Below are 26,508 nucleotides of genomic sequence, written 5' to 3'. Positions count from 1 at the left end.
ACACCCCGGACCCCTCAGCAAAGTGCGCGACACCAAGAAGAGGGACACCACAGGGCAGGACACCAAGGGGCGGGACACCAAGGGGCTGGACATCCCGCGACCCGGGGACCGCGTTCACGTGACTACTGCCGCCGCCCCCGGAACGCCAGGATCTGGACCGCCGCCAAGGCCCCCCGCCCCCCAACGGGTCAGCCCCACGGCATTCACATCCACCCCGAATCCGGAGCAGACCTCATGTCCCTCGTCGGCCGTATCGCCGCCACCACCGCCCTGACCGCCGCCCTCACCGCCCTGGCCCTCCCCGCCACCGGCTGGGCCGCCCCGCAGCCCACGGCCACCGTCTCCCACACCGTCACCCCGGCCGGCATGTGCGACCTCGGCCACTGCATGCCCGAAGAGAAGTAACCGGACCCGCCCCGGGCCCCCGACGCCCCGGCGCCAACCCGCCCGGTCCCACCGGTGAGCCGCCTCACCGGCGGGACCGGCCACATCGCCACACCCCCGGCACACCCCGCGCACCCCATGCCCCCGCGCACCCCATACCCCCACGCCGCCACGCCCCCACGCCCTTCGCGTCGTAGCCACCACCTCGGCCATTCCCCTCCCCTAGATGGCTGGATCGGCACAGCCGGTGGGCACGTGCCGCCAAAGCCGTGTCACGCGTCCGTGGCAGGTGACATCATCTGCGGTACTCACCGCGTCCGGCCCGCCCGCCGCACGCCCGCGGTGAAAGGGCTGGGCGCGAACGCCGAGGGGGAGCCCGGCTCACCCCGAGGCAGGCGGATGACGGCCCTCCCTGTCCATGCATGACTTGGGGCTGTTCATGACCTGGTATCACCACGGCTGGCTCGCCGAGTACGCGTTACCGGCCGCCGTCAGCGCCGGACTCGCGTGGATCGGCCTGGCCCGCAACGCGGTGGGCAAGGGCCGGTTGCTGGGCAGCCGACGGTCGGCCGGCCTGACCCTGCTGATCCTCGCCCTGACCGGCGCGGTCGGGATCGTCGCCGCGATGGCGCTTCCCCACCTGGCGAAGCTGCCCCCGCTCACCGCGGGCCTGGCCACCGGCGCCACGGCCATGCCGCGCAAGAAGCAGGACGACACGACCCAGCCCTACGTCAAGTTCATGACGCTCGGCATCGCCTGGTTCCGGGAGCGGCTCGAATACCGGATGCATCTCGACGCCTGCCGCTGGTGCGACCGCTTCCTGGACGGCTTCGAGAAGTCGACGCAGCTCCGCGTCTTCGTGTACGACCTCAGGAACTACCTGCTGGACCGGCATCCCACGCTCACCAAGGCGGTCAACAACCTCTTCGACGCGGCGGACGACGCCATGGTCCACGCCCTCGATGTGCAGACGAAGACCGACCAGGCCCGCCGTGACGCCCGCTCACCCTGGATGCGCGAGCCGACCGACGACGAGACCTACCGCTGCCGCAGCGCCTTCGGTGAGGCCCGCAACCGCTGCGGAGACCTGTTGCTGCACGCCTATGTGCACGGCCGCCGGACGGAACAGCCCGAACTCGAGTCCCTGCGGGCCAAGGCACTGTCCAACGACGCCTTCCACAGTGCACCCGTGCCCCGACCACGGCGACGGCTCAGCCTCCGCCGCGACCGCGGCTAACCGACCCGACGGGCGGCCACGCCTCTCGAACGCAGCGGCACGGGCTCGCCTCGGTGCACGGACACCCCCTCCGCGGCCTGGGCGCCACGGGGAGAAAATCTGATCTCCACATCGGCATCCAGCGCATCCGCCAGTGATGCCAACGTCCGCACGGTCAGGTTGGCGTCACCCGACATGATCTGACTGACCCGGCCGGGGCTCACCCCCATCGCCTTGGCGAGATCCGCCCGCGACTTCCCCAGCCCCGCCAGCAACCCCGCGAGCGACGCGGTCGCCTGCCGCGCCAACTGGGCACCGCCCGACTCGGCGTTGCCCTCGCTCCGACCGAAGAAGCTCATGGAACGACCCCCAACTCGCTTCACCGCAACGGTTGTTGTGGCTGTCTCCAGGATGCCACCTTTAGGTCTAGCTAAACACTCACTTCCCGCGGAAACTGTGCCCCTGAGACCTCGTCATGTCCCGCCGCGACGCCTGTGACCTGCGGCTATTCGCCCTTGAGCCAGCAGTTCCACGACCGCTTCGGCACAACTCCAATGGGCTACGACGCGTCAGCCGACGTCGGACCGGCGCACCAGGTCCTCATCGCCGCCGTCGGCCTGAGACCTTCCTCACACGCCTACAGGCGTCCGGGAGAAGAACGGGAAAAGAAGAAGGGCGGCATCGCCATTGCGATGCCGCCCATTCCCTCTGTGCGCGAGGGGGGAGTTGAACCCCCACGCCCTTTCGGGCACTGGAACCTGAATCCAGCGCGTCTGCCTATTCCGCCACCCGCGCATTGGGTGTGTCTTCCGGCTTCTGCCCTTTCGGGCTGGCCCCTTCCGACATGCAGAACATTAGCACGTCGTACGGGGTGGGTTCACATCCCTTTCTCAGGGCCCCTGACCAGCCCGTCCCGGGTCGGCCCCGCGCGCCGGTCGACCCCGGCTCGCCCCGCCGGGCAGGGTGCCGTCGACCGGGCGCCCTCCGCACGCCCCACCCGCACGCCGTCCGCACGCCGTCCGTACGCCGCCCTCGCTCCGGCCGACCCCACCCCCGCACGCTCGCCGGACGCCCGCCGCCCCCGTCGCCGTACGCACCCGCCCCCGTACTCACCCCCGACCCCCACCGTGACTGTCCCCACACCCGTGACCATCCGCACAGCGCCCGGCCGTTTCACCGCGTATCAAGGAGTCCCGGTTCACGTATCAACCTCGTACCGGTCCCGGCCATCTCCCCAGGAGAGGGGCGGGGGCGGGGCAGGGTGCGGGACACTGGTCTTCGCCCGGCTCTACGATCCATGCCAGGGAGGAGTTCCGAGCGGAGCGGCTGGGGGAACCGGCTGTTTGCCGGGGGCGTGGATACGATCAGTAAGCAGTACCGGCGGTACCGGGCACGCAACGCACAGAGCAGCACACGCACCACACAGCGCAGGACAAGGAACCGACAAGGGACGGAGGAGGTGCCCCATGGGAGTCCTGAAGAAGTTCGAGCAGCGTCTCGAAGGTCTGGTGAACGGCACCTTCGCCAAGGTCTTCAAGTCCGAGGTCCAGCCCGTGGAGATCGCGGGCGCGCTCCAGCGGGAGTGCGACAACAACGCGACCATCTGGAACCGCGACCGCACCGTCGTACCCAACGACTTCATCGTGGAGCTCAGCGCGCCCGACCACGAGCGCCTCAGCCCCTACTCCGGGCAGCTCGGCGACGAGCTGGCCGGCATGGTGCGTGACTACGCGAAGCAGCAGCGCTACACCTTCATGGGCCCGATCAAGGTAAACCTGGAGAAGGCCGAGGACCTGGACACCGGCCTCTACCGGGTGCGTTCGCGCACCCTCGCCTCCTCCAGCGACCAGCAGGCGGGCCCCTCCGCGCAGGGCTCGCAGGGTCAGGGCCCCGCGGCGGCCCCGGGCCGCCCGGGACAGGGCGCACAGGGCCAGAGCGGGTACGGCTATCCGCCCGCCATGCCCGCCGGCGCGCCCCCCATGCCCGCCGCCCCGCCCCCATGCCCGCCGCCCCGCCGCCCGGCGCCCGCCCCGGCGGCTACGGCTACCCGCAGCCCGCCACCCAGCGCCCCGCGGCCGCCCCGATGAGCGGCGGACGCACCCGCTACTGGATCGAGATCAACGGCACCCGCCACCAGATCTCCCGCGCGACCCTGGTGCTGGGCCGCAGCACCGAGGCCGACGTGCGGATCGACGATCCCGGCGTCTCCCGCCGGCACTGCGAGATCCGGACCGGAACGCCCTCGACGATCCAGGATCTCGGCTCCACCAACGGCATCGTGGTGGACGGGCAGCACACCACCCGCGCTACGCTCCGCGACGGCTCGCGGATCGTCGTGGGCAGCACCACCGTTATCTATAGGCAAGCCGAAGGGTGAAGCGGGGGCAATGTCAGAGCTGACCCTCACGGTCATGCGGCTGGGTTTCCTGGCCGTACTGTGGCTGTTCGTGATCGTGGCCGTGCAGGTCATCCGCAGCGACCTGTTCGGTCAGCGTCGTGTAGGGAAAAAGTGTGCGCACCTGTGGGGGGGGGGGGGGGGGGGGGGGGGGGGGGGGGGGGGGGGGGGGACGTGTGCTCTTCCGATCTCGCCAGGCCGCAGCAGGCCGCGCCCCCGCAGCAGCGCGGCCAGCAGAGCGGTGGCGGCGGCCGGCGCGGGCGCAACGCCCCCAGCAAGCTGGTCGTGACCGAAGGCACACTGACCGGCACCACCGTCGCGCTCCAGGGCCAGACCATCACGCTGGGCCGGGCGCACGACTCCACGATCGTGCTGGACGACGACTACGCCTCCAGCCGTCATGCCAGGATCTACCCCGACCGCGACGGCCAGTGGATCGTCGAGGACCTGGGGTCGACCAACGGCACCTACCTGGACCGGTCCCGGCTGACGACCCCCACGCCGATCTCGCTGGGCGCGCCGATCCGCATCGGCAAGACCGTCATCGAGCTGCGGAAGTAGTGCTACATCATGAGTGAGCGCGAACGGAGCGAGCACGCGGCGGCGGACCGCCTTCCGGTCCCCGGCGCGCTCCCGACCGGAGGGTGGGCAGTGTGGCTCGACACGACCGGCTGCATTCGGAGCCGACGGGCGAGGTGCGCATGAGTCTGTCACTGCGCTTTGCCGCCGGTTCGCACAAGGGCATGATCCGCGAGGGCAACGAGGACTCCGGTTACGCCGGCCCCCGCCTGCTCGCGATCGCCGACGGCATGGGCGGCCAGGCGGCCGGCGAGGTCGCCTCCTCCGAGGTGATCTCCACCCTGGTCACGCTCGACGACGACGTGCCCGGCTCCGACATCCTCACCTCCCTCGGCGTGGCCGTGCGGCGCGCCAACGACCAGCTGCGCTCCATGGTCGAGGAGGACCCCCAGCTCGAGGGCATGGGCACCACGCTGACCGCGCTGCTGTGGACCGGGCAGCGGCTCGGCATGGTGCACGTCGGCGACTCGCGCGCCTATCTGCTGCGCGACGGGGTGCTCACCCAGATCACCCAGGACCACACCTGGGTGCAGCGGCTCGTGGACGAGGGCCGGATCACCGAGGAGGAGGCCACCACCCATCCGCAGCGCTCGCTGCTGATGCGTGCCCTCGGCAGCGGCGACAACGTCGAGCCCGACCTGTCCATCCGCGAGGTCCGCGCCGGCGACCGGTATCTGATCTGCTCCGACGGCCTGTCCGGCGTCGTCTCCCACCAGACGATGGAGGAGACCCTCGCCAGCTACCAGGGCCCGCAGGAAACCGTGCAGGAGCTGATCCAGCTCGCGCTGCGCGGCGGCGGCCCGGACAACATCACCGTCATCGTCGCCGACGTCCTCGATCTGGACACCGGCGACACGCTCGCGGGCCAGCTGTCCGACCAGCCGGTCGTGGTCGGCGCGGTCGCCGAGAACCAGAGCCATCTGCACGACAACGGGATCATGCAGACCCCGGCCGGCCGCGCCTCCCACCTGGGCCGCCAGGGCCACGGCGGCGGCGAGTTCGGCCCGCCCGGCTCCGGCGACAGCACCGGCTACGCCCCCGAGGGCAGCTTCGACGACTACGCCGACGGCGACTTCACCAAGCGCAAGGGCCGCAGATGGCTGAAGGCGTCGCTGTACAGCGCCCTCGCCCTCGCGGTCATCGGCGGCGGTCTCTACGGCGGCTACCGCTGGACGCAGACGCAGTACTACGTCGGCACCAGCGAGGAGCACGTCGCGCTGTACCGCGGGATCAGCCAGGACCTGGCCTGGGTGTCGCTGTCGAAGATGCAGCAGGACCACCCGGAGATCGAACTCAAGTACCTGCCGTCGTACCAGCAGAAGCAGGTCAAGGCCACGATCGCCGAGGGCGGCCTCAAGGACGCCCAGTCGAAGATCCAGGAACTGGCCGTGCAGGCCTCCGCCTGCAAGAAGGAGACGGAGCGCCAGGACGCCGAGCGCACCCAGCCGGGCAAGCCGCACACGGGCAAGACCAGCGGCACCAAGTCCGACGCGGGCGCCACCGGCACCCTGAGCACCGCCGCCTTCACCCGGACCACCGCGACCACGAACCCGAAGACGTCCCCGTCCACGGGCACGCCGGGATCCTCGAAGTCTTCGTCCACGACCCCGTCCGCGACCCCCAGCCCCGGCCCCACCCTCTCGGAGGATGAGCAGAAGGTCGTCTCGCTGTGCGGTAAGCAGTAGGCAAGCCGTGAGAGGCCCTGTCACACGATGAGCAGTACGACTAACTCGCCGACGCACCACACGTCCACCATCGGCGCGATCGGCGCGCCGAGCCGCCGCAACACCGAGCTGGCCCTGCTGGTCTTCGCGGTGCTGATCCCGGTGTTCGCCTACGCCAACGTGGGCCTGGCCATCAACGACCAGGTCCCCGCGGGGCTGCTGAGCTACGGTCTGGGCCTCGGCCTGCTGGCCGGCGTGGCCCATCTCGTCGTACGGAAGTTCGCCCCGTACGCCGACCCGCTGCTGCTGCCGCTCGCCACCCTGCTCAACGGGCTCGGCCTGGTCTGCATCTGGCGCCTTGACCAGTCCAAGGCGCTCCAGCAGATCCATGTCGCGGGCGGCAAGGCCACCAACCAGCTCATGTACACGGCGATGGGCATCGCCCTGTTCGTGGCGGTGCTGTACTTCCTCAAGGACCACCGCACGCTGCAGCGCTACACCTACATCTCGATGGTGTGCGCGCTGATCCTGCTGCTGCTCCCGCTGGTCCCGGGCCTCGGCACCAATGTCTTCGGCGCCAAGATCTGGATCCACGTCGGCAGCTTCAGCATCCAGCCCGGTGAGTTCGCCAAGATCGTGCTGACGATCTTCTTCGCCGGCTATCTGATGGTGAAGCGCGACGCGCTGGCCCTCGCCAGCCGCCGGGTCATGGGCCTCTACCTGCCGCGCGGCCGCGACCTCGGTCCGATCCTCGTGGTCTGGGCGATGTCCATCCTCATCCTGGTCTTCGAGACCGACCTCGGTACGTCGCTGCTGTTCTTCGGCATGTTCGTGATCATGCTGTACGTCGCCACCGAGCGGACCAGCTGGATCGTCTTCGGTCTGCTGATGTCCGCGGTCGGCGCCGTCGGCGTGGCGAGCTTCGAGCCGCACATCCAGACCCGTGTGCAGGCCTGGCTCAACCCGATGCGCGAGTACAAGCTCAGCCGGATGGTGACCCACGACGGCATCGCCCACTCCGACCAGCTCCAGCAGGCGCTGTGGGCGTTCGGCTCCGGCGGCACCCTCGGCACCGGCTGGGGCCAGGGCCACTCCGAGCTGATCAAGTTCGCCGCCAACTCCGACTTCATCCTCGCCACCTTCGGCGAGGAGCTGGGCCTGGCCGGCCTCATGGCGATCCTGCTGATCTACGGCCTGATCGCGGAACGCGGCGTGCGCACCGCCCTCGCCGCCCGCGACCCGTTCGGCAAGCTGCTCGCCATCGGCCTCTCGGGCGCCTTCGCGCTCCAGGTCTTCGTCGTGGCCGGCGGTGTGATGGGCCTCATCCCGCTGACCGGTATGACCATGCCGTTCCTCGCGTACGGCGGTTCGTCCGTGATCGCCAACTGGGCGCTCATCGGCGTCCTGCTCCGCATCAGTGACACCGCCCGCCGCCCGGCACCCGCCCCCGCGGCCAACCCCGACGCCGAGATGACCCAGGTGGTCCGCCCGTCATGAACAAGCCCCTGCGCCGGATCGCGATCTTCTGCGGCCTGCTCGTGCTGGCCCTGCTCGTCCGCGACAACTACCTCCAGTACGTCAAGGCCGACACCCTGCGCACCGACCCGCTGAACCGGCGGGTCTCCATCGAGCGCTACTCCGCTCCGCGCGGCGACATCATCGTGGACGGCAACCCAGTGACCGGCTCGGTCGAGGTCAAGCACGGCGACTTCAAGTACAAGCGCACGTACAAGAACGGGCCCATGTGGGCCCCGGTGACCGGCTTCTCCTCCCAGGCGTTCGGCGGCACCCAGCTGGAGAACCTGGACGACGGCATCCTGACCGGCAACGACGACCGGCTGTTCTTCCGCAACACCCTGGACATGATCACGGGCAAGCCGAAGCAGGGCGGCAATGTCGTCACCACGCTCAACGGCGCCGCGCAGAAGGCCGCGTACAACGGTCTGAAGGCCGTCGGCGGCAAGGGCGCGGTCGCCGCGCTCGACCCGGCCACCGGCAAGATCCTGGCGCTGGCCTCGTACCCGTCGTACGACCCCTCGTCCTTCGCGGGGAACACCGACGACGACGCCAAGGCCAGGAACAAGCTCCTGAAGGAGAACAACCCGGCCGACCCGATGCTCAACCGGGCGCTGCGCGAGACCTACCCGCCGGGCTCCACCTTCAAGGTGGTCACCGCGGCGGCGGCGCTGGAGAACGGCCTGTACACCTCGCCCGACCAGCGGACCAACTCGCCGCTGCCGTACATCATGCCGGGCACCACGACCCCGCTGCCCAACGAGGGCAACCTGCCCTGCAAGGACGCCCCGATGCGGGTCGCGCTCCAGTACTCCTGCAACACCGTCTTCGGCAAGATCGGCGCCGACCTCGGCAACGCCAAGATGCTGGCGGAGGCGAAGAAGTTCGGCTTCGACGCGCAGCAGTTCACCCCGGTCCGCTCCAACGCCTCGGTGTTCCCGGACAACATGGACGCCTCGCAGACCGCGCTGTCCTCCATCGGCCAGTACAACACCGCGGCGACCCCGCTCCAGATGGCCATGGTCGCCTCCGCGGTCGCCAATGACGGCAAGCTGATGAAGCCGTACATGGTGGACGAGTTGGAGGCTTCCAACCTCGACCCGGTGGAGAAGACCAAGCCGCAGGAGATGAGCCGGCCGCTGTCCCCGCAGAACGCGCAGATGCTGCAGTCGATGATGCAGACCGTGGTCGAGAAGGGCACCGGTACCAACGCCCGGATCCCCGGCGTCAAGGTCGGCGGCAAGACCGGTACCGCGCAGCACGGTGTGGCCAACAGCGCCAACCCGTACGCCTGGTTCATCTCCTACGCCAAGCTCCCCGACGGCAGCTCCCCGGTGGCCGTGGCCGTGGTCGTCGAGGACGAGCACGCCAACCGTGACGACATCTCCGGCGGCGGCCTGGCCGCGCCGATCGCGAAGAACGTGATGGAGGCGGTCATCAACGCCAAGAAGTGACGCCCATCACATCAGCCGCACAAGGACGCACGTTGCGATACCGGTCCGATATCGGGATCCGGGCTTGGCCAGGTCATACAAAGGGAGCCGGGTACCGTAGGCCCGGACGGCAGCCCCGGCGCACAGCGATGTGACGGCCGGGACCGACGGAGAGGGCTGGTAGGTAGCTATGGAAGAGCCGCGTCGCCTCGGCGGCCGGTACGAGCTGGGCCACGTGCTCGGCCGTGGTGGCATGGCTGAGGTCCATCTCGCGCATGACACCCGGCTCGGCCGCACGGTGGCGGTGAAGACGCTGCGCGTCGACCTCGCGCGCGACCCGTCCTTCCAGGCCCGGTTCCGCCGGGAGGCCCAGTCGGCCGCCTCGCTCAACCATCCCGCGATCGTCGCGGTCTACGACACGGGTGAGGACTACATCGACGGGGTCTCCATCCCGTACATCGTGATGGAGTACGTCGACGGTTCCACCCTGCGTGAGCTGCTGCACTCCGGCCGCAAGCTGCTGCCGGAGCGCGCCATGGAGATGACCATCGGCATCCTCCAGGGCCTCGAGTACGCGCACCGCAACGGCATCGTCCACCGCGACATCAAACCGGCCAACGTCATGCTGACCCGGGGCGGTCAGGTCAAGGTCATGGACTTCGGCATCGCCCGCGCGATGGGCGACTCCGGCATGACGATGACGCAGACCGCGGCGGTCATCGGCACGGCCCAGTACCTCTCCCCCGAGCAGGCCAAGGGCGAGCAGGTCGACGCCCGATCCGACCTGTACTCCACGGGCTGCCTCCTCTACGAGCTGCTGACCGTGCGGCCGCCCTTCGTCGGTGACTCCCCGGTGGCCGTGGCCTACCAGCACGTCCGCGAGGAACCGCAGGCACCCTCGGTCTTCGACCCCGAGATCACCCCCGAGATGGACGCGATCGTCCTCAAGGCGCTGGTCAAGGACCCGAACTACCGCTACCAGTCGGCCGACGAGATGCGGGCCGACATCGAGGCGTGCCTGGACGGCCAGCCGGTCGGCGCCACCGCCGCGATGGGCTCGGTCGGCTACGCCGGATACGGCGACGACCAGGCGACCACCGCGCTGCGCCCGGAGTCGCCCGCGGCGGCCACGGCCATGCTCCCGCCGATGAACGGGGACGACGGCGGCTTCGGCTACGACGACCGCCCCGACCGGCGCCGCCAGCAGCCGAAGAAGTCGAACACCTCCACGATCCTGCTGATCGTCGCCGGTGTCCTGGTGCTGATCGGCGCCATCCTGATCGGCAAGTACGCGTTCAGCGGGCACAGCATGGACAACAGGACCCAGGTGCCCAACTTCGTCGGTCTGTCCGAGAAGGACGCCCGCAACACCGCCGGGAACATCGACCTGAAGATCAGCGTCTCCGAGCGCAAGCCCTGCGAGAGCCAGCCCAAGGGCCTCGTGTGCTCGCAGGACCCGGCCAAGGGCGCGAAGGTCGACAAGAACACCACCGTCGACCTGGTGATCTCCACGGGCGCACCCAAGGTCGCGGTGCCGAACGTGCTGGGCCAGAGCTTCGACGCCGCCCAGTCGGCCCTGACCGCGGACAAGTACGGGTTCAAGGTCAACCGCAAGGACGAGGTGTCCACGCAGCCGCCCGGCACGGTCATCCGACAGAACCCGGGCCTCGGCGCGGAGGTCCAGAAGGGCGCCACGATCACCCTCGTCGTCGCCAAGGCGGAGGACAAGGTGACCATCCCGGGCGACGTCATCGGCAAGTCCTGTGACGACGCCAAGGCGGAGCTCCAGGGCATGGGCCTGGTGCCGACCTGCAACGACCAGCCGACCGACAACCCGGACGACGACGGCAAGGTCCTGTCGATCAACCCGCCGGCCGGCCAGCAGGTCGCCAAGAACACGCCGATCGCGGTCAACGTCGGCAAGGCGCAGAGCGGCCAGGTCCAGGTCCCGGGCATCCAGGGCAAGAAGCTCGGCCAGGTGAAGCAGATGCTCGCCCAGGCGGGCCTGACGCTGGGCAACGTGACGGGCGCGAACGACGACAACGCGCTGGTCATCAACTCGAACCCGGCCCCCGGCACCCAGGTCAACCAGAACCAGGCCATCGACGTGACCACCATCGGCGGGGCGAACCCCGGCAACAACGGTGACAACGGCGGCACCAACATCTTCGGTGGTGTCGACGGCTGAGCCGGTCGTACGAGCGAGTACGAGCGAGTGGGCCCCCGCCGGGAGATTCCGGCGGGGGCCCACTCGCTTTCCCGGGAGCGCTCAGCGCAGTTCCGGCGGGAGCGTCCGCTTGCTGTCGACCTTCTGCACCCGGACCAGTTCGCCCCACACGATGTAGCGGTAGCGCGAGGTGTAGACGGGGGTGCAGGTGGTCAGCGTGATGTAGTGGCCGGGCTTCTTCCAGCCCGACTCCTTGGGGACCGCGTCGACGACACCGACGTCGTACTTCGAGGTCTCCGGGAGGATCGAGGAGACCTTGTAGACGTACCAGTCGTCCCGGGTCTCGAAGACGATCGGGTCGCCCTTCTCCAGCTTGTCGATGTTGTGGAACTTCGCTCCGTGGCCGTCGCGGTGGGCGGCCAGGGTGAAGTTCCCCTTCTCGCCGGTCATCGGGAGCATCGCCTTGACCGGGTCGGTGTAGTAGCCGGCGACACCGTTGTTGAGGACGTCGGTGCTGGTGCCCTTCTCGACCAGGACCGAGCCGTTCTTCATCGCGGGCACGTGCAGGAAGCCGATGCCGTCCTTGGTGTCCAGCGCGCCGGGCCCCGGATCCGTGCTCTGCGCCCAGTGCTCGCGCACCTTGTCGGCCTGCTTGTCGGCCTTGCGGTCCGCCAGCACATTCGTCCACCAGAGCGAGTAGACGACGAAGAGGCCGAGCAACACGCCCACGGTGATGAGCAGTTCACCGAAGACGCTGACGGCCCCCGCGATCCTGCCCGGACGCCGGCGCCGCTCGGCGGGCTCCGGCTCGGGCGCGTCCGTGTGTTCTTCGGTCTCGTCGGCGGTCGCTGCCACAGTGGTTCCTAGCCCTTACTCGATGAGCGCGTCCGGCTTGCCCTTGCTGCGGGGGCGCACCTCGACCATCTTGCCCCAGACGATCAGCCGGTACTTGCTGGTGAACTCCGGTGTACAGGTGGTCAGGGTGATGTAGCGGCCGGGCCCGGTGAAGCCCGAGCCCCTCGGGACCGGGTCCAGCACGCTGGTGTTGGACGGCGAGGTGACCGGGAGGGTCGACGTCACCTTGTAGACGTAGTACGTGTCCTGGGTCTCGACCACCACGGGGTCGCCGGGGGTGAGCTTGTTGATGTAACGGAACGGCTCGCCGTGGGTGTTGCGGTGCGCCGCGAGCCCGAAGTTACCGGTCTTGGCGTCCGGCATCGCGGTCTTCAGCGGCGCCTCGCCGTAGTGCCCGACCATGCCCTTGTCGAGGACCCTGGTGGTGCTGACGCCCTCCGCGATCGGCGCCACCACGTCCAGCTTCGGGATGTGCAGGATGGCGAAGCCCTGTCCGGGCGCGAAGACCCCCGGGTTGCGCCTGCCGTTCGCCCAGTCGTCCTGGAGCTGATGGGCCTCGCTGCCGGCCTGGGCGTGCGCGCGGACGTTGGTCCACCACAGCTGGTAGGTGACGAACAGCAGCATCAGCACGCCGGTGGTGATGAACACCTCGCCGATCGCGCGGCTCGCGATCACCCCGGGTCCCGGCTTGGCCAGCCGCGCCCGCCGCCGGGCCTCGACCCGGGTCAGCGGACGGTCCGGATCGTCCTCCGCCCAGGTGGGGGAGGCCGTCACCGCGGGCGGGCCGGCGGGCGCACCGGAGGCCGCGCCCGGGGCCACCGGGTCCCCCTGCCGCGCCCGGGGCCACCGGGTCCCCCTGGCCGCCACGGCGCCCGCCGCGCCGCTTGGCCGCCTTTCTGCGGGCCGCGCGGCCACCGGGAGCGGGTCCAGGATCGAAGGGGGCTGCCGGGGCCCCAGAGGCCCCTGTGGGCCCCGCGGACGCCGGGTCGGTGACCCGCAGGGCCATCGTCTCCGCGTCGAAGGGGGCTTCGTGGGGCGCACCGCCGCGGGACTCGTACGGTTCCCCGCCGCCGTACAAGTCCTCGCGCTCGGGGCGCAGGGCGGTCACGCCGTGGCCCTGCCCACCACCGGGGCGAGCCCCGCCGACCTCGCCACGGCACCCTGGTCGCCGCACTCCGCCAGCCAGTTGGCCAGCATCCGGTGGCCGTGCTCGGTCAGCACCGACTCCGGGTGGAACTGCACGCCTTCGACGGGCAGTTCACTATGGCGCAGGCCCATGATGATGCCGTCGTGCGTACGGGCCGTGACCTCCAGCTCGGCCGGGACCGTCGCGGGCTCGGCGGCCAGGGAGTGGTAGCGGGTCGCGATGAAGGGGGAGGGCAGCCCGGCGAAGACGCCCTTGCCCTCGTGCTCGACCGGGGAGGTCTTGCCGTGCAGCAGCTCGGGCGCCCGGTCCACCACGCCGCCGTACGCCACCTGCATCGACTGCATGCCCAGGCACACGCCGAAGACCGGCACCCCGGTGGCCGCGCAGTGGCGGACCATCTCCACGCAGACGCCGGCCTGCTCGGGGGTGCCGGGGCCGGGCGAGAGCAGGACGCCGTCGAAGCCGTCCTGCGCGTGCGCGGTCGACACCTCGTCGTTGCGCAGCACCTCGCACTCGGCACCCAGCTGATACAGGTACTGGACGAGGTTGAAGACGAAGCTGTCGTAGTTGTCCACGACGAGAATGCGCGCACTCACTGGTTGTCCACCGTCACATCGTTGAAGGGCAGCAGCGGCTCGGCCCACGGGAAGACGTACTGGAACAGGACGTAGACCACCGCCAGGGCCAGGACGACGGAGACCAGCAACTTCACCCAAACGTTTCCCGGCAGATGCCGCCAGAACCAGCCGTACATGCCGTCCTTGCCGTCCCTTCCGTGTCCCTACGGCACCAGACACACGCCGTACGTCACCAGACTAGCGGCGCAGCGCGTCCGGTTCGCCTGACTCCACAGGCTGGGTGGAGTCCAGATGCGCCCAGACGATCAGCCGGTGACTGTGGCCCCATTCGGGATCGCACGTGGTCAGCGTCAGATAGCGGCCCGGACGCGAGTAACCGGACTTCCGTGGCACAGGGTCGATGACGCCGATGTCGGTCGGGACGGTTTTGTAGGGCCCTTTGTCGATCCGATACGTGAACCAGGTGGTTCCGTCGGTGAGCACCACCGCGTCACCGGGCCGCAGCCTGGGGAAGTCCTTGAGCGGATCGCCGTACGTGCGCCGGTGCCCGGCCACCGCGAAATTGCCCACCTGGCCGAGCCGGGCGGTGCCGCCGTAGTGCGCGAGTCCCTTCGCCAGCACGTCCCGGCCGGTGCCTTCGAGGACGGGCTTGTTCCACGTGAAACCGAGCCGGGGGATGTACATGATCGCGAAGGGCCTGCCGTAGTGGTACGGCGCCGGGGGCGGGGGCGCGGCGGCCGGGTCCGCCGGGGCCGTGGTGGTCGTCGCGGCCGGGACGCTGCCCGTGGACCACTGCTTGTGCAGCTGGTCGATCTGGTCGTTCATGGCGCCGTCGGCCCGTACGCCGGTCCAGAAGAGGACGTAGGCGACGAAGAGCACGATCAGGGTGCCCACGGTGAGGCACAGCTCGCTGAGGGTCCTCACGATCAGGCGCACCGGCGGCTCCTGGGCGGGCGGCTACTGCACGGGCTTCGCGTAGTGCAGGTCCACTGTGCCGGAGTAACCCGGAAGAGTCACCGTGCCGTCGTCGGTGACTTTCCAGCCGAGGCCGTAGACGTTGACGTACACCATGTAGGTCTGGATCGCCTTGCTGTCCGCGAGCGACTGCTGGAGCCGCCCGGGGTCCCCGATCGCCGTGATCTTGTACGGCGGTGAGTAGACGCGGCCCTGGAGGATCAGCGTGTTGCCGACGCAGCGGACCGCGCTGGTGGAGATCAGCCGCTGGTCCATGACCTTGATGCCCTTGGCGCCGCCCTGCCAGAGCGCGTTCACCACGGCCTGGAGGTCCTGCTGGTGGATGACCAGGTAGTCGGGCTGCGGCGGGGGGTAGCCGGGGAGCTTGGCGGTGGCGTTGGGCGGGGCGTCGTTCAGGGTGACGGTGACGCCCTTGCCGCTGAGTTCCTGGGTGCCCGCGCTTTTCTCCAGGCCGGTCAGCCGCCGGTCCTGGGCCTTGGTGCTGCCGCCGTCGCTCTTCGCCAGGGACTCCACACCGTCGCGCAGGGAGGCGTTGGACTCGTCCAGGTCCTTGTTCTTGCGGCTGCGCTGCTGGATCAGGTCGGACAGCTTCAGCAGGGAGCCGTCCTGGCGGATGTCGGTGCCCTTGGCCGTGTCGAAGCTGGTGAAGAAGATCAGGCCCGCGAGCGCGAAGACGGCCGCGGTGAGCATCCGCACCGGGCGCACCCGCGGCCCGCGACGGGGGCCGGAACCCATTGCTCCCGTACCGGGGGAGTCGGCAGAATTGCTCAACGTACCCTTGCTCTCCTTCGGCGCCACGGAAGCACTACGCTAACGGACGCCCGGGGGAGCACACAGAAGTCGTCATGTTGGCCACTTGTAGCTGCCCGAGCCCGACCAGTTAACTGCGCGGCCACGCAGCGCATCGACAGGAGAGACCCTCGTGCCGAAGTCACGTATCCGCAAGAAGGCCGACTTCACGCCGCCGCCGGCGAAGCAGGCCGCGGCGATCAAGCTGACCAACCACAGCTGGGTCGCCCCTGTCATGCTGGCCATGTTCGTCATCGGCCTGGCCTGGATCGTCGTCTTCTATGTGACCGACGGCTCGCTGCCCATCGACGCGCTGGACAACTGGAACATCGTGGTCGGCTTCGGCTTCATCGCCGCCGGTTTCGGTGTCTCCACGCAGTGGAAGTAGCCCGGCTCCACTGAGTTATCCACAGGCCTGAGGATTTCCACAGCACCCTGGGGAAAAGACTACGATCTGTGGATAACTCATCGAGTGTTGACACCGGTACGACAGCCGTACCGGTGGTCACACATCCGTTCGCACCTAGGGCGACCTGCGAAAACACATCCGAGCGGTAAAACGCGCAGCTGATACCGCACGGAGTGCACAAGATCCGGCACCCGCTGTGGACAACGGTTCGGTATCAGGTGAGCTGGCCCGTCCTGACCAGGGTGAGAACGGCCACCGCGACGAGCACCAGCGCACAGGTGCCGTACTGGACGAGCGCCCGGTTGCGGCGCGGGGCGTGCACCATCGCGTAGCCGGTGACGACACCCGCCACCAGGCCGCCGACGTGCGCCTGCCAGGCGATGTTGAAGCCCGGGGTGAAGGTGATGATCAGGTTGATCACCAGCAGGGCGAACAGCGGCCGCATGTCGTAGTTGAGCCGCCGCATCAGCACACCGGTGGCGCCGAAGAGGCCGAAGATCGCTCCGGAGGCGCCGAGCGAGGGCGCGTTCGGGGCGGCGAGCAGATAGGTGAGCGCGCTGCCCGCGAGGCCCGAGACCGCGTACAGGGCGAGATAGCGGGCGCGGCCGAGCGCCGCCTCCAGGGGACCGCCGATCCACCACAGGCTGAGCATGTTGAACAGCAGATGCGTGAACCCGGCATGCAGGAACATCGCGGTCAGCAGGCGGTAGTACTGCCCCTGGGCGACGCCCTGCACCCCCGGGATCAGGGGCGTGTACGCCTGCCCGATCATCTCGAAGCGCTGGGTGAAGCCCTCGCCCACGGCCAGCTGCACCAGGAACAGGGCGATGTTGATCCCGATCAGCACCTTGGTGAGCAGCCGGGGATCCGCCGTCATGGTGCCGCCGGCCACGGTGCGCGGACGGGCCGCGGCCATGGTGCGCCCGGCGCCACCGCCGCCCGGTGCATGCGGGTGGGCGGGACCGCCGCCATGGACGCACTCGGGGCACTGGAAACCGACGGAGGCGCTGACCATGCACTCGGGGCAGATGGGGCGCTCACAGCGGGTGCAGCGCACCCCGGTCTCACGGTCCGGGTGCCGGTAGCACACGGGCACGCTCCGGGCGCCCGGCGCGCTGCTTGCAACGTGGTCCATGATCCCCTCGCTCCTCTGGCATTCCCCCGGCACATACCCCGCCCCGCCCATCCTTACGGACGAGCGGGGCGTTTGGTTCCCGGTGGGGCGTTCCGTCAGCCCTCGCGGGTCTCGACGACGACCGACTCGATCACGACGTCCTGGGCCGGACGGTCGTTACGACCGGTCTTCACGGCCGCGATCTCGTCCACGACCTTCTGCCCGGCGGGGTTGGTGACCTCGCCGAAGATGGTGTGCTTGCCGGTCAGCCAGGTGGTCGGCGCGACGGTGATGAAGAACTGCGAGCCATTGGTGCCCGGACCGGCGTTGGCCATGGCCAGCAGGTAGGGCTTGTTGAAGGACAGGTCGGGGTGGAACTCGTCCCCGAACTTGTAGCCCGGACCGCCGATGCCGGTGCCCAGCGGGTCACCGCCCTGGATCATGAAGCCGCTGATGACACGGTGGAAGACCGTGCCGTCGTACAGCGGGTCGTTGCTCTTCTTGCCGGTCGCCGGGTGGGTCCACTCGCGCTCGCCCTTGGCCAGCTCGACAAAGTTCTTGACCGTCTTCGGCGCGTGGTTCGGGAACAGCCGGACCTCGATGTCGCCGTGGTTGGTCTTCAGGGTGGCGTAAAGCTGCTCGGCCACGATCTGCCTTCCGTCGTCTTCTGTCGTCTTACTGCGACCTCTGATCCTCGCATGTGTGGGCGCGCGGGGTGCCAGTCGGCCGACCGAAGGAGCGCGCGGCACCCATATGCCCCTCCGCGCATGCCGCGATGACCGTTGACAGGCATGATCCGTAAAAGGGTGGAAAGTCGAATTCCGTACGCCACCGAGGAGGAGGAAACCCGTGACCCGCATTGACAGCGTGCGCGCCGCGACCGGCTCGGCGAAGGACAGCGTGCTGCACGCCGCGGAAGTGGTGGCGCCCTACGCCGACACGGCCAAGGAGCGTGCCGCGTTCTACGCGCAAGAGGCACGCGTACGGCTCGCGCCCGTGGTGTCGGGGGCCGCAGAGCAGGCCCGCGTGCAGTACAACGCCCAGCTCGCCCCGCGTCTGGAACAAGCCCGGCGCACCTATGTCCCACCGAAGGTGGACCTCGCCGCGCAGGAGGCGGCCTGCCGCACCCGCAAGGCCGCCCGGCAGGCGGCCGAGTACTCGCGCCCCCGGATCGAGCAGGCGGTGGCCGCCGCCGCACCGGTGGCGGACGAGGCCGCGGCCCGGGGCGCCGGGGCGCCGCCGCGCTGGTCGCGCTGCGCGGCCAGGTCTCCGCGCGGGACATCCAGAAGCTGGCCCGGCGCAACGCGCGCAGGTGCCGGGCCGGCCGCGCCGCGAAGATGGTGGCGCTGGCGGCCCTGGTGGCGGGCGGCGCCTTCGCGGCATGGAAGTGGTGGGAGCGCCAGGCCAACCCCGAGTGGCTGGTCGAGCCGCCGGCCGCGACGGAGGTCCCCGAGCCGGGCGGTCTCGGCTCGGTGGACGGCAGCGGCGACGAGGAGCAGCCCTGAGAGTTCACGCGGAAACGGGCTCTTTCCGATGGAAGGAGCCCGTTTCACGTGAAACGTCCGCCGCGGTGGGTCAGTTGATGTGCAGATGGGTCACATAGCCGTACTCCTGGTACTTGGACTCGCCCTTGCCGAACGAGTGCCGGTAGACATAGCCGTCGCCCGGCTCGTAGTCGAACCAGCCCGCGTTGTTCCCGCTGCTGAACTGCTCGACCCCGCCCTGCCCGATGTCCAGGTCGCCCGCGTTGGCGAAGCACCGGGTGGTGCCGGTGCCATTGGGATTGCGGATGCCCAGGTGAAAGTACTGGCTGCCGAAGTCGGCCTGGCAGTCGAAGACATTGACCTCGTTCGTCGCGTGCGCGGGCACGACCCCGGTCAGCAGTGCGGCCGTCGACGCCACGGCGACGAAGGCCCCTCGCCACTTCCTCATATGCGGTTCCTCCCATAAGAGCGCACCGCTCACGATAGGTGACCGAACGGACACTGTGTGCGCTTATGGAGAAATCCGCCGAAGTGATGCGCGATGAGGTCTTACCGGGCGTGCTCGATGTGCGACCTGGTCAGGGCGAACAGGATCAGCAGGTCCAGGGCCATGACGGGGATCGCCCACGCCGGGTAGTACGGCACGAACATGAACTGGGTGATCAGGCTGACGCCCGCCGCCACCACTCCGGCCCCGCGACCCCAGCTCATGCCCGCGAGCAGGCCGAAGCCCGCGACGACGAGCACGATGCCGATGACGAGGTGGATGATGCCCCAGGACGTCAGGCTGAAGTTGTAGGCGTACCCGGTCGACGTGGCGAACAGCCCGTCGTTCGCGATGCCCGCCGCGCCCATGAGGATGCTGAGCGGCCCGCTGAGCATCAGCATGATCCCGGCGGCCAGGGAAGCGCTGTCGACCGTATGACCGCCACCGGGTTCCCTGGGCCCGTGCCGCGTCTTGTCGGATGCCACTGTCATGGGCGTCGCCTTCCTGTGCGGCACGACCGCCGACAGCGGCCGTGCGAAGCCAGCCACGCGCTTCCTGACAGGATCACCGCAATCCCCCGGACCTGCGACCGCAGCCGCCCCACCGACCCGCCGTGAACCACAAAGAGCCCCTCTGACCTGCGTCTCCGCAGATCAGAGGGGCTCTTTTGACTGTGGAGCCTAGGGGAGTCGAACCCCTGACATCCGCCATGCAAAGACGGCGCTCTACCAACTGAGCTAAGGCCCCGGGAAGGGAGTGGCGTCCGGAGGAGGTTTGCCCGCCGGTGCCGGGGACCAGAGTACCGGGTCACCCCCCGTATCCCGCAAAAAGATTGGGGGTCCCCGCAGATGACCACGCTCCGTAAGATGCTCAACCGTGGTTCGCTACAGCGAACCGCGGTTTTCAGGGGAAGCGATGGGGAGACGCAATGGACGCCGCACAGCAGGAAGCCACCGCGAGAGCGAGAGAGCTTCAGCGGAACTGGTACGGGGAGCCGCTGGGGGCGCTCTTCCGTAAGCTGATCGACGATCTCGGGCTCAACCAGGCCCGTCTCGCGGCGGTTCTGGGGCTGTCCGCTCCGATGCTCTCGCAGCTGATGAGCGGCCAGCGCGCCAAGATCGGCAATCCCGCGGTGGTCCAGCGAGTGCAGCTGCTCCAGGATCTGGCGGCACAGGTGGCGGACGGCAGCGTCAGCGCGGCCGAGGCGACCGAGCGGATGGACGAGATCAAGAAGTCCCAGGGGGGCTCGGTGCTGAGCAACACCACGCACACCACGAACGGTTCGGGCGCGCCCACCGTCAAGCGGGTCGTCCGCGAGATCCAGTCGCTGCTGCGCTCGGTGGCCGCCGCGAGCGACATCATCGAGGCCGCGGACGCGCTCGCCCCGACCCAGCCCGAACTCGCCGAGTTCCTGCGGGTCTACGGTGCCGGCCGCACCTCCGACGCGGTCGCGCACTACCAGTCGCACCAGAACTGAGCGCCCGCCCGGCGCAGGGGGAAGCCGGGAGGGGCGAGGGCCCGAGGGGGAGGAGCTGCGGCAGTCATGGGTGAGATGTTCAACGGCCGGTACGAACTGGCCGACCCGATCGGGCGCGGCGGCGCGGGCGACGTCTGGCGCGTCTGGGACCACCGGCGGCGGCGCTATGTGGCCGCCAAGGTGCTCCAGCAGCGCGACGCCCACTCCCTCCTGCGCTTCGTGCGCGAACAGGCCCTGCGCATCGACCATCCCCATGTGCTCGCCCCCGCCAGCTGGGCCGCCGACGACGACCAGGTGCTGTTCACCATGGACCTGGTCGCGGGCGGCTCCCTCGTCCGCCTGGTCAACGACTACGGCCCCCTGCCGCCGGCGTTCGTCTGCGTCCTGCTCGACCAGCTGCTGTCCGGGCTCGCCGCGGTGCACGCGGAGGGGGTCGTGCACCGGGACATCAAGCCCGCCAACATCCTGCTGGAGGCGACCGGTACGGGCAGGCCCCGGCTGCGGCTCGGGGACTTCGGCATCGCCATGCGGTTCGGTGAGCCGCGCCTGACCGAGACCAACCTCGTGGTGGGCACGCCCGGTTATCTCGCCCCGGAACAACTGGCGGGCGCCGACCCCGACTTCACCGCCGATCTGTTCGCGGTGGGACTCGTCGCCGTATATCTGCTCGAAGGCGCCAAACCCGACGCCAAAAAACTCGTGCGGTATTTCACCGAGCACGGCACCCCGGGCGCGCCCAAGGGCATTCCCGGGCCGCTGTGGGAGGTCGTCGCCACCCTGCTCCAGCCCGATCCGGGGGCGCGGTACCGCTCCGCCACGGGGGCCCGCAAGTCGCTCGCTCCGGTCATCGAACTCCTGCCGGAGCCGACCCTGGACGACGAGCCGATCGAGATCTTCGACCAGCTCCCCTCCCTGCCCCCGGGTTTCGGGCCGAGCGGTCCGCTGAGGAGCTCACCGAGGCCCGGCACCGCCCCGCTGCCGGACACCGGCACCGGCTCCTCGCCGTACACCGGCTCTTCGTCGGACACCGGCTCCCTGTCGGACACCGGAAGCTTCCGTCTCCCGCCCCCGGCCGCCGACCCCACGCCGCCGCCCCCGCCCGCCGTACCGCCGCCCCCCGCCGAGCCCCCCACCCCCACACCGTCCTACGGCTCCTGGCCCCCACCGCCCGCGCACACCGGACACCAGGCGCACCCCACGCCCCCGCACCCCGGCGACAGCGTCACCGCCGCTTACACCACCCCGGCCCCCCAAACCCCTCAAGTCCCCCCGGCTTCCCCGCCCGTCGCCTCCCGCACCCCGGCCACGCACGGCCGCCGTGCCCGGCGCCGGCCCGGTCCCCCGGCCAAGGCCGTCGTGCCGATCCTGCTGCTGGCCCTGGCCTGCTACGCCGTGGGCTTCTGGGCGCTGACCCGGGTCTGAGCCCGCCGGGCCGCCAGCGTCCATCCGCCGAGCACCAGCAGCAGCGCGGTCCCCATCCCGATCCCACCGGCCGCGACGGCCCGCATCGCCGACGAGCCGCCGCCCCCGGTGCCCCCGGCACCGCCGCCGTCCCCGAGCGGCGGCACCGCCTCGTCCTGGGCCGTCGGCGTGAAGACGCCGTCCGGCTTCGGACGCCCGGCGTACCCCGGCCCGGCGTGCGCCCGGCCGTCCACCCGGACCCGCAGTGTCACCTCGTACGGCCCCTGCCCGAACGTCTCGGTCAGCCGGTCGCTGAGGTGCAGCACCAGGTAGTAGTCCCCGGCGAAGCGCAGGGCGCTGACGGCGGCGGGGGCGGCGTAGCGGTTGGCGTACTCGACGGGCGGCAGCGGCGCCAGGGCGACGGGCTTGCGGACGCCGGTGTAGCCGAGGGAGACATCGTCGGCGAGGCCCCGGACGGGGTCGTACAGGGAGAGGTCGAGGGCGCCGCCGATGTACCCGTGCCCCGCCGCGCCGCCCAGTTCGGCGGCGGCCTGGAGCCGGCGGCCCCAGTCGAGCGGCACCTTGTAGAACACGGTACGGCCGGGCACGAGGGTGGTCCGCCAGACCCCGGGCCCCAGCGTCCGGGCCGCCGTGAACCCCGCCCCACCGGCGCGCTCGCGGGCCTCGCCGGTGATCGGCTCGGGCGAGGCGGAGTCCGGGGCCCGGGGCGCGCCGGTGGGTCCTGGGGAGGTGAGCCGGGGTTCCGTCGCGGGTGCCAGCTCCAGGTCCCAGGGCGCGGCCGTGCCCCCGGTGTCGAGGCGTTCGACCAGTACGGAGTACGTCCCCGCGCCCCGGCACAGCGCCCTGCCCGCCTCGCGCTTGCCGAGGGCGGTGACCGGACGCGGGCTGAGCCCGGCGCCGAAGCGGGCGGTGGCGAAGGAGCAGGCCGTGCCGTGCGCGTCCCGGACGGTGACCCGGATGCCGTCGGTCGAGGTGACGTCGGTGTGCGCGGGCGGTACGGCGGTGACCGGGACGTAGGCCGTGGTCGTGGCGTCGGCGAGGTCGAGGCGGTAGGTGAGCCGGCCGTGCGCGGGCAGGGAGCCGCGGTAGGCACGGCCGGGCTCCAGGAGCGGGGCGGCCGCGGCGGAGGCCGTGCCCTCGACGGTGCGGGCGCCGGGGGCGAAGGCATAGGCCCCGGGGCCGGTGGCGGCCGACGCGGCGGCGGCCGGGAGCGGTCCCGTACCGCACAGCCCCAGTGCCAGGAGCACGGCCGCCGGGCGTCCGCCGCCCCGTATCCACGCCGTACGCCCGTGTCCCCACGCCCCGCGCCTGCGCCGCCGCACGTGCACCCCCTATGACGTCACGTCTTCGCGGCCCATCCTGCCCCGGCGGCCGCCGCGCCAGCAGGGCTATGCGCGGGACCGTCCGAAAGACCCCGCCCCCGGACGCCCGCCGCAGCCCCGCCTACCGCACCCCGTGGGACCCCGCAACCCCAAGCAAAGGCCCCGGCCGCTTGGTGCGACCGGGGCCTGCTGAAATTCTGGAATCGGACTCACGAACCCGTGGGCACGGAGTCAGTCGCCTCCGTCCACAGGTCCTGCTCGGCGCGATCCGCCTGAATCTGGCGGTACACGAGGAGCCCGCCGATGGCGGCCAGTGCGACCAGGAGCAGCTTCTTCACCGCGCGACCTCGTCTTTCCTTGACGTAGGGGACCTCTGGCGCCCGACTATACACACCGGCCGATATCGATCGGTGACCTACGTCCGGCCCCAACTCCGGTCCCTGCCAGCGCAATAGCCCAGGTCGGACGCCATTCCGATCGGAGGGTGATCACACCCCCACGGACGGTCACTTTGCTCCCCCTTCGCGCGCGCTGACCGCGATTTAGGGGCTTTCCGACCTTCTTGGGGCCATCCGGGTGGTGTTCATCTGAACATCGCCGCGCCACGGGCGTCGGTCCACCACTTCGCGGTCCACATACACATCATGAGGAAAGTACGCAAATCGCCCAACCCGAAAGTGAGGGGCCATGGACCGGAACAAGGTCATGAAGCTGTGGACTGCCATCGTCACCGCCTTTCTCGCGCTGTGCACGACGCTCGGACTCGTGAGCGCCGCCACCGCCCCCGCGGCCGCCGCGCCGCGCACCGAGAGCCCCCGCACCGAGACCGCGCAACGCACGGTCCCGGCGATCCCGGCGCCACGCCATTGGTCCTGGTCCTCCACCAAGGCCCTGCCCCCCACGATGAAACAGCGGATCAGGGCCGAGGCCCACGGGAAATCCCCCAGCTGCCGGCACCGAGCCCTCGACGACACCGAGCTGACATCGGACGGCCACGAGACACAGAAGGCCCGCGAGGCGCAAGAGACGGAACGGACGCGGGAGACAGAGGCCAGAGAGCCCTCCGCATCGCTCGACTGCTGAACCGACCCTCCTCTCCCCTCGGCACCGCGACGTCTCGACAACTCGGCGACTTGCGTACGCACAGTCGACACGGAAAGGCCCCCGGCCACGGCCGGGGGTCACGCGCGCGTTCTTCCGGGGGCCTGATCCACCCCGGGCGGGGCCTGAGACGATGGCCGCGACATCCCGGAGAGGTCTTTGAGAGGTGGTGAGTGCTGCCGTGACCCGGCGCGCCACCGTTGTCACCGTCGTCACCGCCGTCCACGCCCCCTCGGCCCGGTTCCTGCCGCAGGCCTGGGCGTCCCTGTGCGAGCAGGAGCTGCCCGGCGGCGCGCGCTGGGAGTGGGTGATCCAGGAGGACGGCACGACGGACGAGGTCCGCCCCTACGTCCCCGAGGATCCGCGCGTCGTCTTCCACCAGGGCAGACCCGGTGGTCCGGGGGTCGCCCGCACGATCGCGCTGGCGCACGCGCGGGGCGCGTATGTGAAGGTCCTGGACGCCGACGACCGGCTCACCCCGGGCGCGCTCGCCCGCGATCTCGCCGTACTTCAGGCGCGCCCCGACCTCGGCTGGACGGCCTGCCGGGTCCTGGACCTGCTGCCCGACGGCTCCACGGCCGGTTTTCCCGGCGACCCGGACGAGGGCCCGCTGGACCGCGGCGCCGTGCTGCGGCACTGGAAGGCGAACGACTTCCGGCCCCCGGTCCATCCGGCGACCCTGTGCGTGCGCCGGGAGCTGCTGACCGCGCTCGGCGGCTGGATGGCGCTGCCCGCCTCCGAGGACACGGGGCTGCTGCTGGCGCTGGACGCGGTGAGCCGCGGCTGGTTCTCGGCCGAGGCCGGGCTGCTCTACCGCAAGTGGGAGGGCCAGGTCACCGGCCAGTCGGCGCACACCGACCCCGCCGAGCGCACGGCCCGCGCGGCGGTCGCGGAGGCCAGGGCGCGCGCGCTGGCCGGCCTCGGCTGGGCATATCCGGCGCGGTGAGCGCCGTGCACCTCGGGGAGTACGCCTATTCCCCGAGCACGATCGCCTGCGAGGGGCACCGTTCGGCCGCCTCGCGGACCCCCGGTTCACCGGCGGCGTCCTCCTTGCCGGGGAGCACCACGCCGTAGCCGTCCTCGAAGGCGAACACGGCGGGGGCACGGAACGCGCACTCCGCGGAGCCGTAACACGCGGCGCGGTCGACGGTGACCTTCATACGTCCTCCAGCCCTCCCCGGGCACTTCGGGTTCCAGGAGGTCACTGCCCGGCCGGGCGGGCGCTCAACCGGCGGCCGAGGCACCGGCCGCGGCCGCGAGCCAGTGGGCGACCCGGCGAACCGTGGGCTCGTCCAGCCGGCCGGCCAGCGCCCGCACGGCCGCGCCGTCCTCAGGGGCGAGGTCGTAAAGACCCGCCCTGCTCAGGGCGGCGGTGAGCACCTGGTGGCGACGGCTCGTCATGCGTTCGGCCAGCTTGTCCGGTTCGGATGTTTCAGACGGTTCACCCGACACAGCCGGTTCATCCCGTACGACCGACCGCTCGGCGGCGGCCGTGTCCTGCGGGGCGTCGTACAACCGCCAGCCGCCGCCCTGCGGCCCCCACAGCGCGAGCGTCAGCTCGGCCCCGCGGGTCCGCACGGTCCGGGTCATCTCGCCGACGGCGTACAGCACGGGCGTCCGGTACGGGGATTGCGCGGCCGGGGCCCAGGAGTCCCGGGCGGCTTCGTGGACCATCGCGACCCAGCGCGGGGCGCCGGACGGAGGCGGGCACGGGGAAGGCTCGGGCATGGCGCACACCCCTTCGGGAAGAGCCGGTGCCCGCGACCGTAACTGACGGCCCGTCAGATATCCAGATGTGTCGCGACGGAAATGTCCCCTGCCCGCCGGCACCGGTCCCTCCCCTCGTGGGGACCGGTGCCGGGCGGTGCGGGACGTCGATCCGCGCCTCGTCGGCGTGATGGCGCGGATCGAAGCATGAAAGGCGATGAAGAGGCGAGAAGTGGCGAAGAGCGAGGAAGGTCGTGGGGGGCGGAGGTGGGGGGAGGTGGGGGTGGG

The 26,508-nt window shown here is 70.5% G+C and carries 24 protein-coding genes, 2 tRNA genes and 4 pseudogenes; 14 read left to right on the top strand and 16 right to left on the bottom strand.

The genetic code is table 11. The annotated features are described in order from the left end of the window. Positions 1 to 234 precede the first annotated feature (234 nt). Positions 235 to 405, top strand: a complete 171-nt coding sequence (locus tag ACLF5H_RS25680) for a hypothetical protein (protein WP_421678379.1) — start codon at positions 235 to 237, stop codon at positions 403 to 405. A 418-nt stretch (positions 406 to 823) separates the two neighbouring features. Then, on the top strand, positions 824 to 1,621 hold the full coding sequence (locus ACLF5H_RS25675; RefSeq protein WP_421678378.1) for a hypothetical protein: 798 nt from the start codon (positions 824 to 826) through the stop codon (positions 1,619 to 1,621). Here the strand turns inward: ACLF5H_RS25675 and ACLF5H_RS25670 are convergent. Further along, a complete protein-coding gene (locus tag ACLF5H_RS25670) occupies positions 1,618 to 1,959 on the bottom strand; it encodes a helix-turn-helix domain-containing protein (protein WP_421678377.1) in 342 nt (113 codons plus the stop codon). The two genes, ACLF5H_RS25675 and ACLF5H_RS25670, sit on opposite strands and share 4 nt — an antisense overlap. Positions 1,960 to 2,311: 352 nt before the next feature. Next, positions 2,312 to 2,395 (bottom strand) — tRNA-Leu (locus ACLF5H_RS25665). Positions 2,396 to 3,066: 671 nt separating this feature from the next. Here ACLF5H_RS25665 and ACLF5H_RS25660 point away from each other — a divergent pair. The 6 genes and pseudogenes from ACLF5H_RS25660 (at position 3,067) to pknB (ending at position 11,374) form a co-directional block, all read left to right on the top strand. After that, positions 3,067 to 3,977, top strand: a pseudogene (locus tag ACLF5H_RS25660) (FhaA domain-containing protein). A gap of 10 nt (positions 3,978 to 3,987) precedes the next feature. After that, positions 3,988 to 4,556 (top strand): annotated as a pseudogene (locus tag ACLF5H_RS25655) (FHA domain-containing protein FhaB/FipA). Between the two features lie 140 nt (positions 4,557 to 4,696). After that, positions 4,697 to 6,259 carry a Stp1/IreP family PP2C-type Ser/Thr phosphatase gene (locus ACLF5H_RS25650; protein WP_421678376.1) on the top strand — a complete coding sequence of 521 codons (1,563 nt, stop codon included), beginning with the start codon at positions 4,697 to 4,699 and terminating at the stop codon, positions 6,257 to 6,259. Between the two features lie 27 nt (positions 6,260 to 6,286). Continuing rightward, positions 6,287 to 7,735, top strand: a complete 1,449-nt coding sequence (locus ACLF5H_RS25645; RefSeq protein ID WP_421678375.1) for an FtsW/RodA/SpoVE family cell cycle protein — start codon at positions 6,287 to 6,289, stop codon at positions 7,733 to 7,735. Next, on the top strand, positions 7,732 to 9,207 hold the full coding sequence (locus ACLF5H_RS25640; RefSeq protein WP_421678374.1) for a peptidoglycan D,D-transpeptidase FtsI family protein: 1,476 nt from the start codon (positions 7,732 to 7,734) through the stop codon (positions 9,205 to 9,207). The genes ACLF5H_RS25645 and ACLF5H_RS25640 overlap by 4 nt, the downstream gene beginning before the upstream one ends. A 169-nt stretch (positions 9,208 to 9,376) precedes the next feature. Further along, entirely contained in the window at positions 9,377 to 11,374 is a 1,998-nt protein-coding gene (gene pknB / locus ACLF5H_RS25635; RefSeq protein ID WP_421678373.1) for a Stk1 family PASTA domain-containing Ser/Thr kinase, read from the top strand. A gap of 81 nt (positions 11,375 to 11,455) precedes the next feature. Here the strand turns inward: pknB and ACLF5H_RS25630 are convergent, their stop codons facing one another. From ACLF5H_RS25630 to ACLF5H_RS25610, 5 genes and pseudogenes are all read right to left on the bottom strand, one after another. Continuing rightward, positions 11,456 to 12,208 carry a class E sortase gene (locus ACLF5H_RS25630; RefSeq protein ID WP_421678372.1) on the bottom strand — a complete coding sequence of 251 codons (753 nt, stop codon included), beginning with the start codon at positions 12,206 to 12,208 and terminating at the stop codon, positions 11,456 to 11,458. 15 nt (positions 12,209 to 12,223) lie between these two features. After that, a pseudogene (locus tag ACLF5H_RS25625) lies at positions 12,224 to 13,316 on the bottom strand (class E sortase). Beyond that, positions 13,313 to 13,951: an aminodeoxychorismate/anthranilate synthase component II gene (locus tag ACLF5H_RS25620; RefSeq protein ID WP_421678371.1), complete on the bottom strand. Its 639-nt coding sequence runs from the start codon at positions 13,949 to 13,951 to the stop codon at positions 13,313 to 13,315. The pseudogene ACLF5H_RS25625 and the gene ACLF5H_RS25620 overlap by 4 nt, the downstream one beginning before the upstream one ends. A gap of 219 nt (positions 13,952 to 14,170) precedes the next feature. Next, on the bottom strand, positions 14,171 to 14,869 hold the full coding sequence (locus tag ACLF5H_RS25615; protein ID WP_421678370.1) for a class E sortase: 699 nt from the start codon (positions 14,867 to 14,869) through the stop codon (positions 14,171 to 14,173). Between the two features lie 21 nt (positions 14,870 to 14,890). Further along, entirely contained in the window at positions 14,891 to 15,679 is a 789-nt protein-coding gene (locus ACLF5H_RS25610) for a DUF881 domain-containing protein (RefSeq protein ID WP_421678369.1), read from the bottom strand. Positions 15,680 to 15,830: 151 nt separating this feature from the next. Here ACLF5H_RS25610 and crgA point away from each other — a divergent pair, with 151 nt between their 5' ends. Beyond that, positions 15,831 to 16,085 (top strand): cell division protein CrgA, encoded by a 255-nt coding sequence (crgA, locus tag ACLF5H_RS25605; protein WP_421678368.1) that lies wholly within the window; start codon positions 15,831 to 15,833, stop codon positions 16,083 to 16,085. Between the two features lie 235 nt (positions 16,086 to 16,320). Here the strand turns inward: crgA and ACLF5H_RS25600 are convergent, their stop codons facing one another. Then, positions 16,321 to 17,241 (bottom strand): rhomboid family intramembrane serine protease, encoded by a 921-nt coding sequence (locus ACLF5H_RS25600; RefSeq protein WP_421678367.1) that lies wholly within the window; start codon positions 17,239 to 17,241, stop codon positions 16,321 to 16,323. 95 nt (positions 17,242 to 17,336) lie between these two features. After that, positions 17,337 to 17,867 carry a peptidylprolyl isomerase gene (locus ACLF5H_RS25595; RefSeq protein WP_162132274.1) on the bottom strand — a complete coding sequence of 177 codons (531 nt, stop codon included), beginning with the start codon at positions 17,865 to 17,867 and terminating at the stop codon, positions 17,337 to 17,339. A 202-nt stretch (positions 17,868 to 18,069) separates the two neighbouring features. Here ACLF5H_RS25595 and ACLF5H_RS25590 point away from each other — a divergent pair. Beyond that, a pseudogene (locus ACLF5H_RS25590) lies at positions 18,070 to 18,725 on the top strand (DUF5324 family protein). Positions 18,726 to 18,795: 70 nt separating this feature from the next. On the opposite strand, the gene ACLF5H_RS25585 reads toward ACLF5H_RS25590, so the two are convergent. The 3 genes from ACLF5H_RS25585 to ACLF5H_RS25575 form a co-directional block, all read right to left on the bottom strand. After that, complete coding sequence (locus ACLF5H_RS25585; protein WP_421678366.1) at positions 18,796 to 19,152, bottom strand: beta/gamma crystallin domain-containing protein; 357 nt, start codon at positions 19,150 to 19,152, stop codon at positions 18,796 to 18,798. Positions 19,153 to 19,253: 101 nt separating this feature from the next. Next, entirely contained in the window at positions 19,254 to 19,682 is a 429-nt protein-coding gene (locus ACLF5H_RS25580) for a DUF7144 family membrane protein (protein WP_421678365.1), read from the bottom strand. 183 nt (positions 19,683 to 19,865) lie between these two features. After that, positions 19,866 to 19,938 (bottom strand) — tRNA-Ala (locus ACLF5H_RS25575). A 181-nt stretch (positions 19,939 to 20,119) separates the two neighbouring features. On the opposite strand from ACLF5H_RS25575, the gene ACLF5H_RS25570 reads away from it, so the two are divergent. Further along, positions 20,120 to 20,668: a helix-turn-helix domain-containing protein gene (locus ACLF5H_RS25570; protein ID WP_085565637.1), complete on the top strand. Its 549-nt coding sequence runs from the start codon at positions 20,120 to 20,122 to the stop codon at positions 20,666 to 20,668. A 66-nt stretch (positions 20,669 to 20,734) separates the two neighbouring features. Further along, positions 20,735 to 22,090 (top strand): protein kinase domain-containing protein, encoded by a 1,356-nt coding sequence (locus tag ACLF5H_RS25565; RefSeq protein ID WP_421678364.1) that lies wholly within the window; start codon positions 20,735 to 20,737, stop codon positions 22,088 to 22,090. Here the strand turns inward: ACLF5H_RS25565 and ACLF5H_RS25560 are convergent. Together ACLF5H_RS25560 and ACLF5H_RS25555 are read right to left on the bottom strand one after the other, a co-directional pair. Continuing rightward, entirely contained in the window at positions 22,054 to 23,337 is a 1,284-nt protein-coding gene (locus ACLF5H_RS25560) for a hypothetical protein (RefSeq protein ID WP_421678363.1), read from the bottom strand. The two genes, ACLF5H_RS25565 and ACLF5H_RS25560, sit on opposite strands and share 37 nt — an antisense overlap. Before the next feature lie 284 nt (positions 23,338 to 23,621). After that, positions 23,622 to 23,750: a DLW-39 family protein gene (locus tag ACLF5H_RS25555; RefSeq protein ID WP_003999697.1), complete on the bottom strand. Its 129-nt coding sequence runs from the start codon at positions 23,748 to 23,750 to the stop codon at positions 23,622 to 23,624. Between the two features lie 349 nt (positions 23,751 to 24,099). On the opposite strand from ACLF5H_RS25555, the gene ACLF5H_RS25550 reads away from it, so the two are divergent. Further along, positions 24,100 to 24,495 (top strand): DUF6344 domain-containing protein, encoded by a 396-nt coding sequence (locus ACLF5H_RS25550; RefSeq protein WP_421678362.1) that lies wholly within the window; start codon positions 24,100 to 24,102, stop codon positions 24,493 to 24,495. Between the two features lie 187 nt (positions 24,496 to 24,682). After that, complete coding sequence (locus tag ACLF5H_RS25545) at positions 24,683 to 25,459, top strand: glycosyltransferase family 2 protein (RefSeq protein ID WP_421678361.1); 777 nt, start codon at positions 24,683 to 24,685, stop codon at positions 25,457 to 25,459. A 25-nt stretch (positions 25,460 to 25,484) separates the two neighbouring features. On the opposite strand, the gene ACLF5H_RS25540 is transcribed toward ACLF5H_RS25545, so the two are convergent. Together ACLF5H_RS25540 and ACLF5H_RS25535 are read right to left on the bottom strand one after the other, a co-directional pair. Next, positions 25,485 to 25,673, bottom strand: coding sequence for a ferredoxin (locus tag ACLF5H_RS25540; protein WP_111583350.1), 189 nt, complete (start codon positions 25,671 to 25,673; stop codon positions 25,485 to 25,487). 64 nt (positions 25,674 to 25,737) lie between these two features. After that, entirely contained in the window at positions 25,738 to 26,241 is a 504-nt protein-coding gene (locus tag ACLF5H_RS25535) for a hypothetical protein (protein WP_421678360.1), read from the bottom strand. Positions 26,242 to 26,508 lie beyond the last annotated feature (267 nt).

The organism is Streptomyces sp. LaBMicrA B280 (assembly GCF_049222185.1).
Taxonomy (GTDB): domain Bacteria; phylum Actinomycetota; class Actinomycetes; order Streptomycetales; family Streptomycetaceae; genus Streptomyces; species Streptomyces murinus.
The sequence above is the reverse complement of the archived record's forward strand: the minus strand, read 5'-3'. Positions and strand labels throughout refer to the sequence as shown.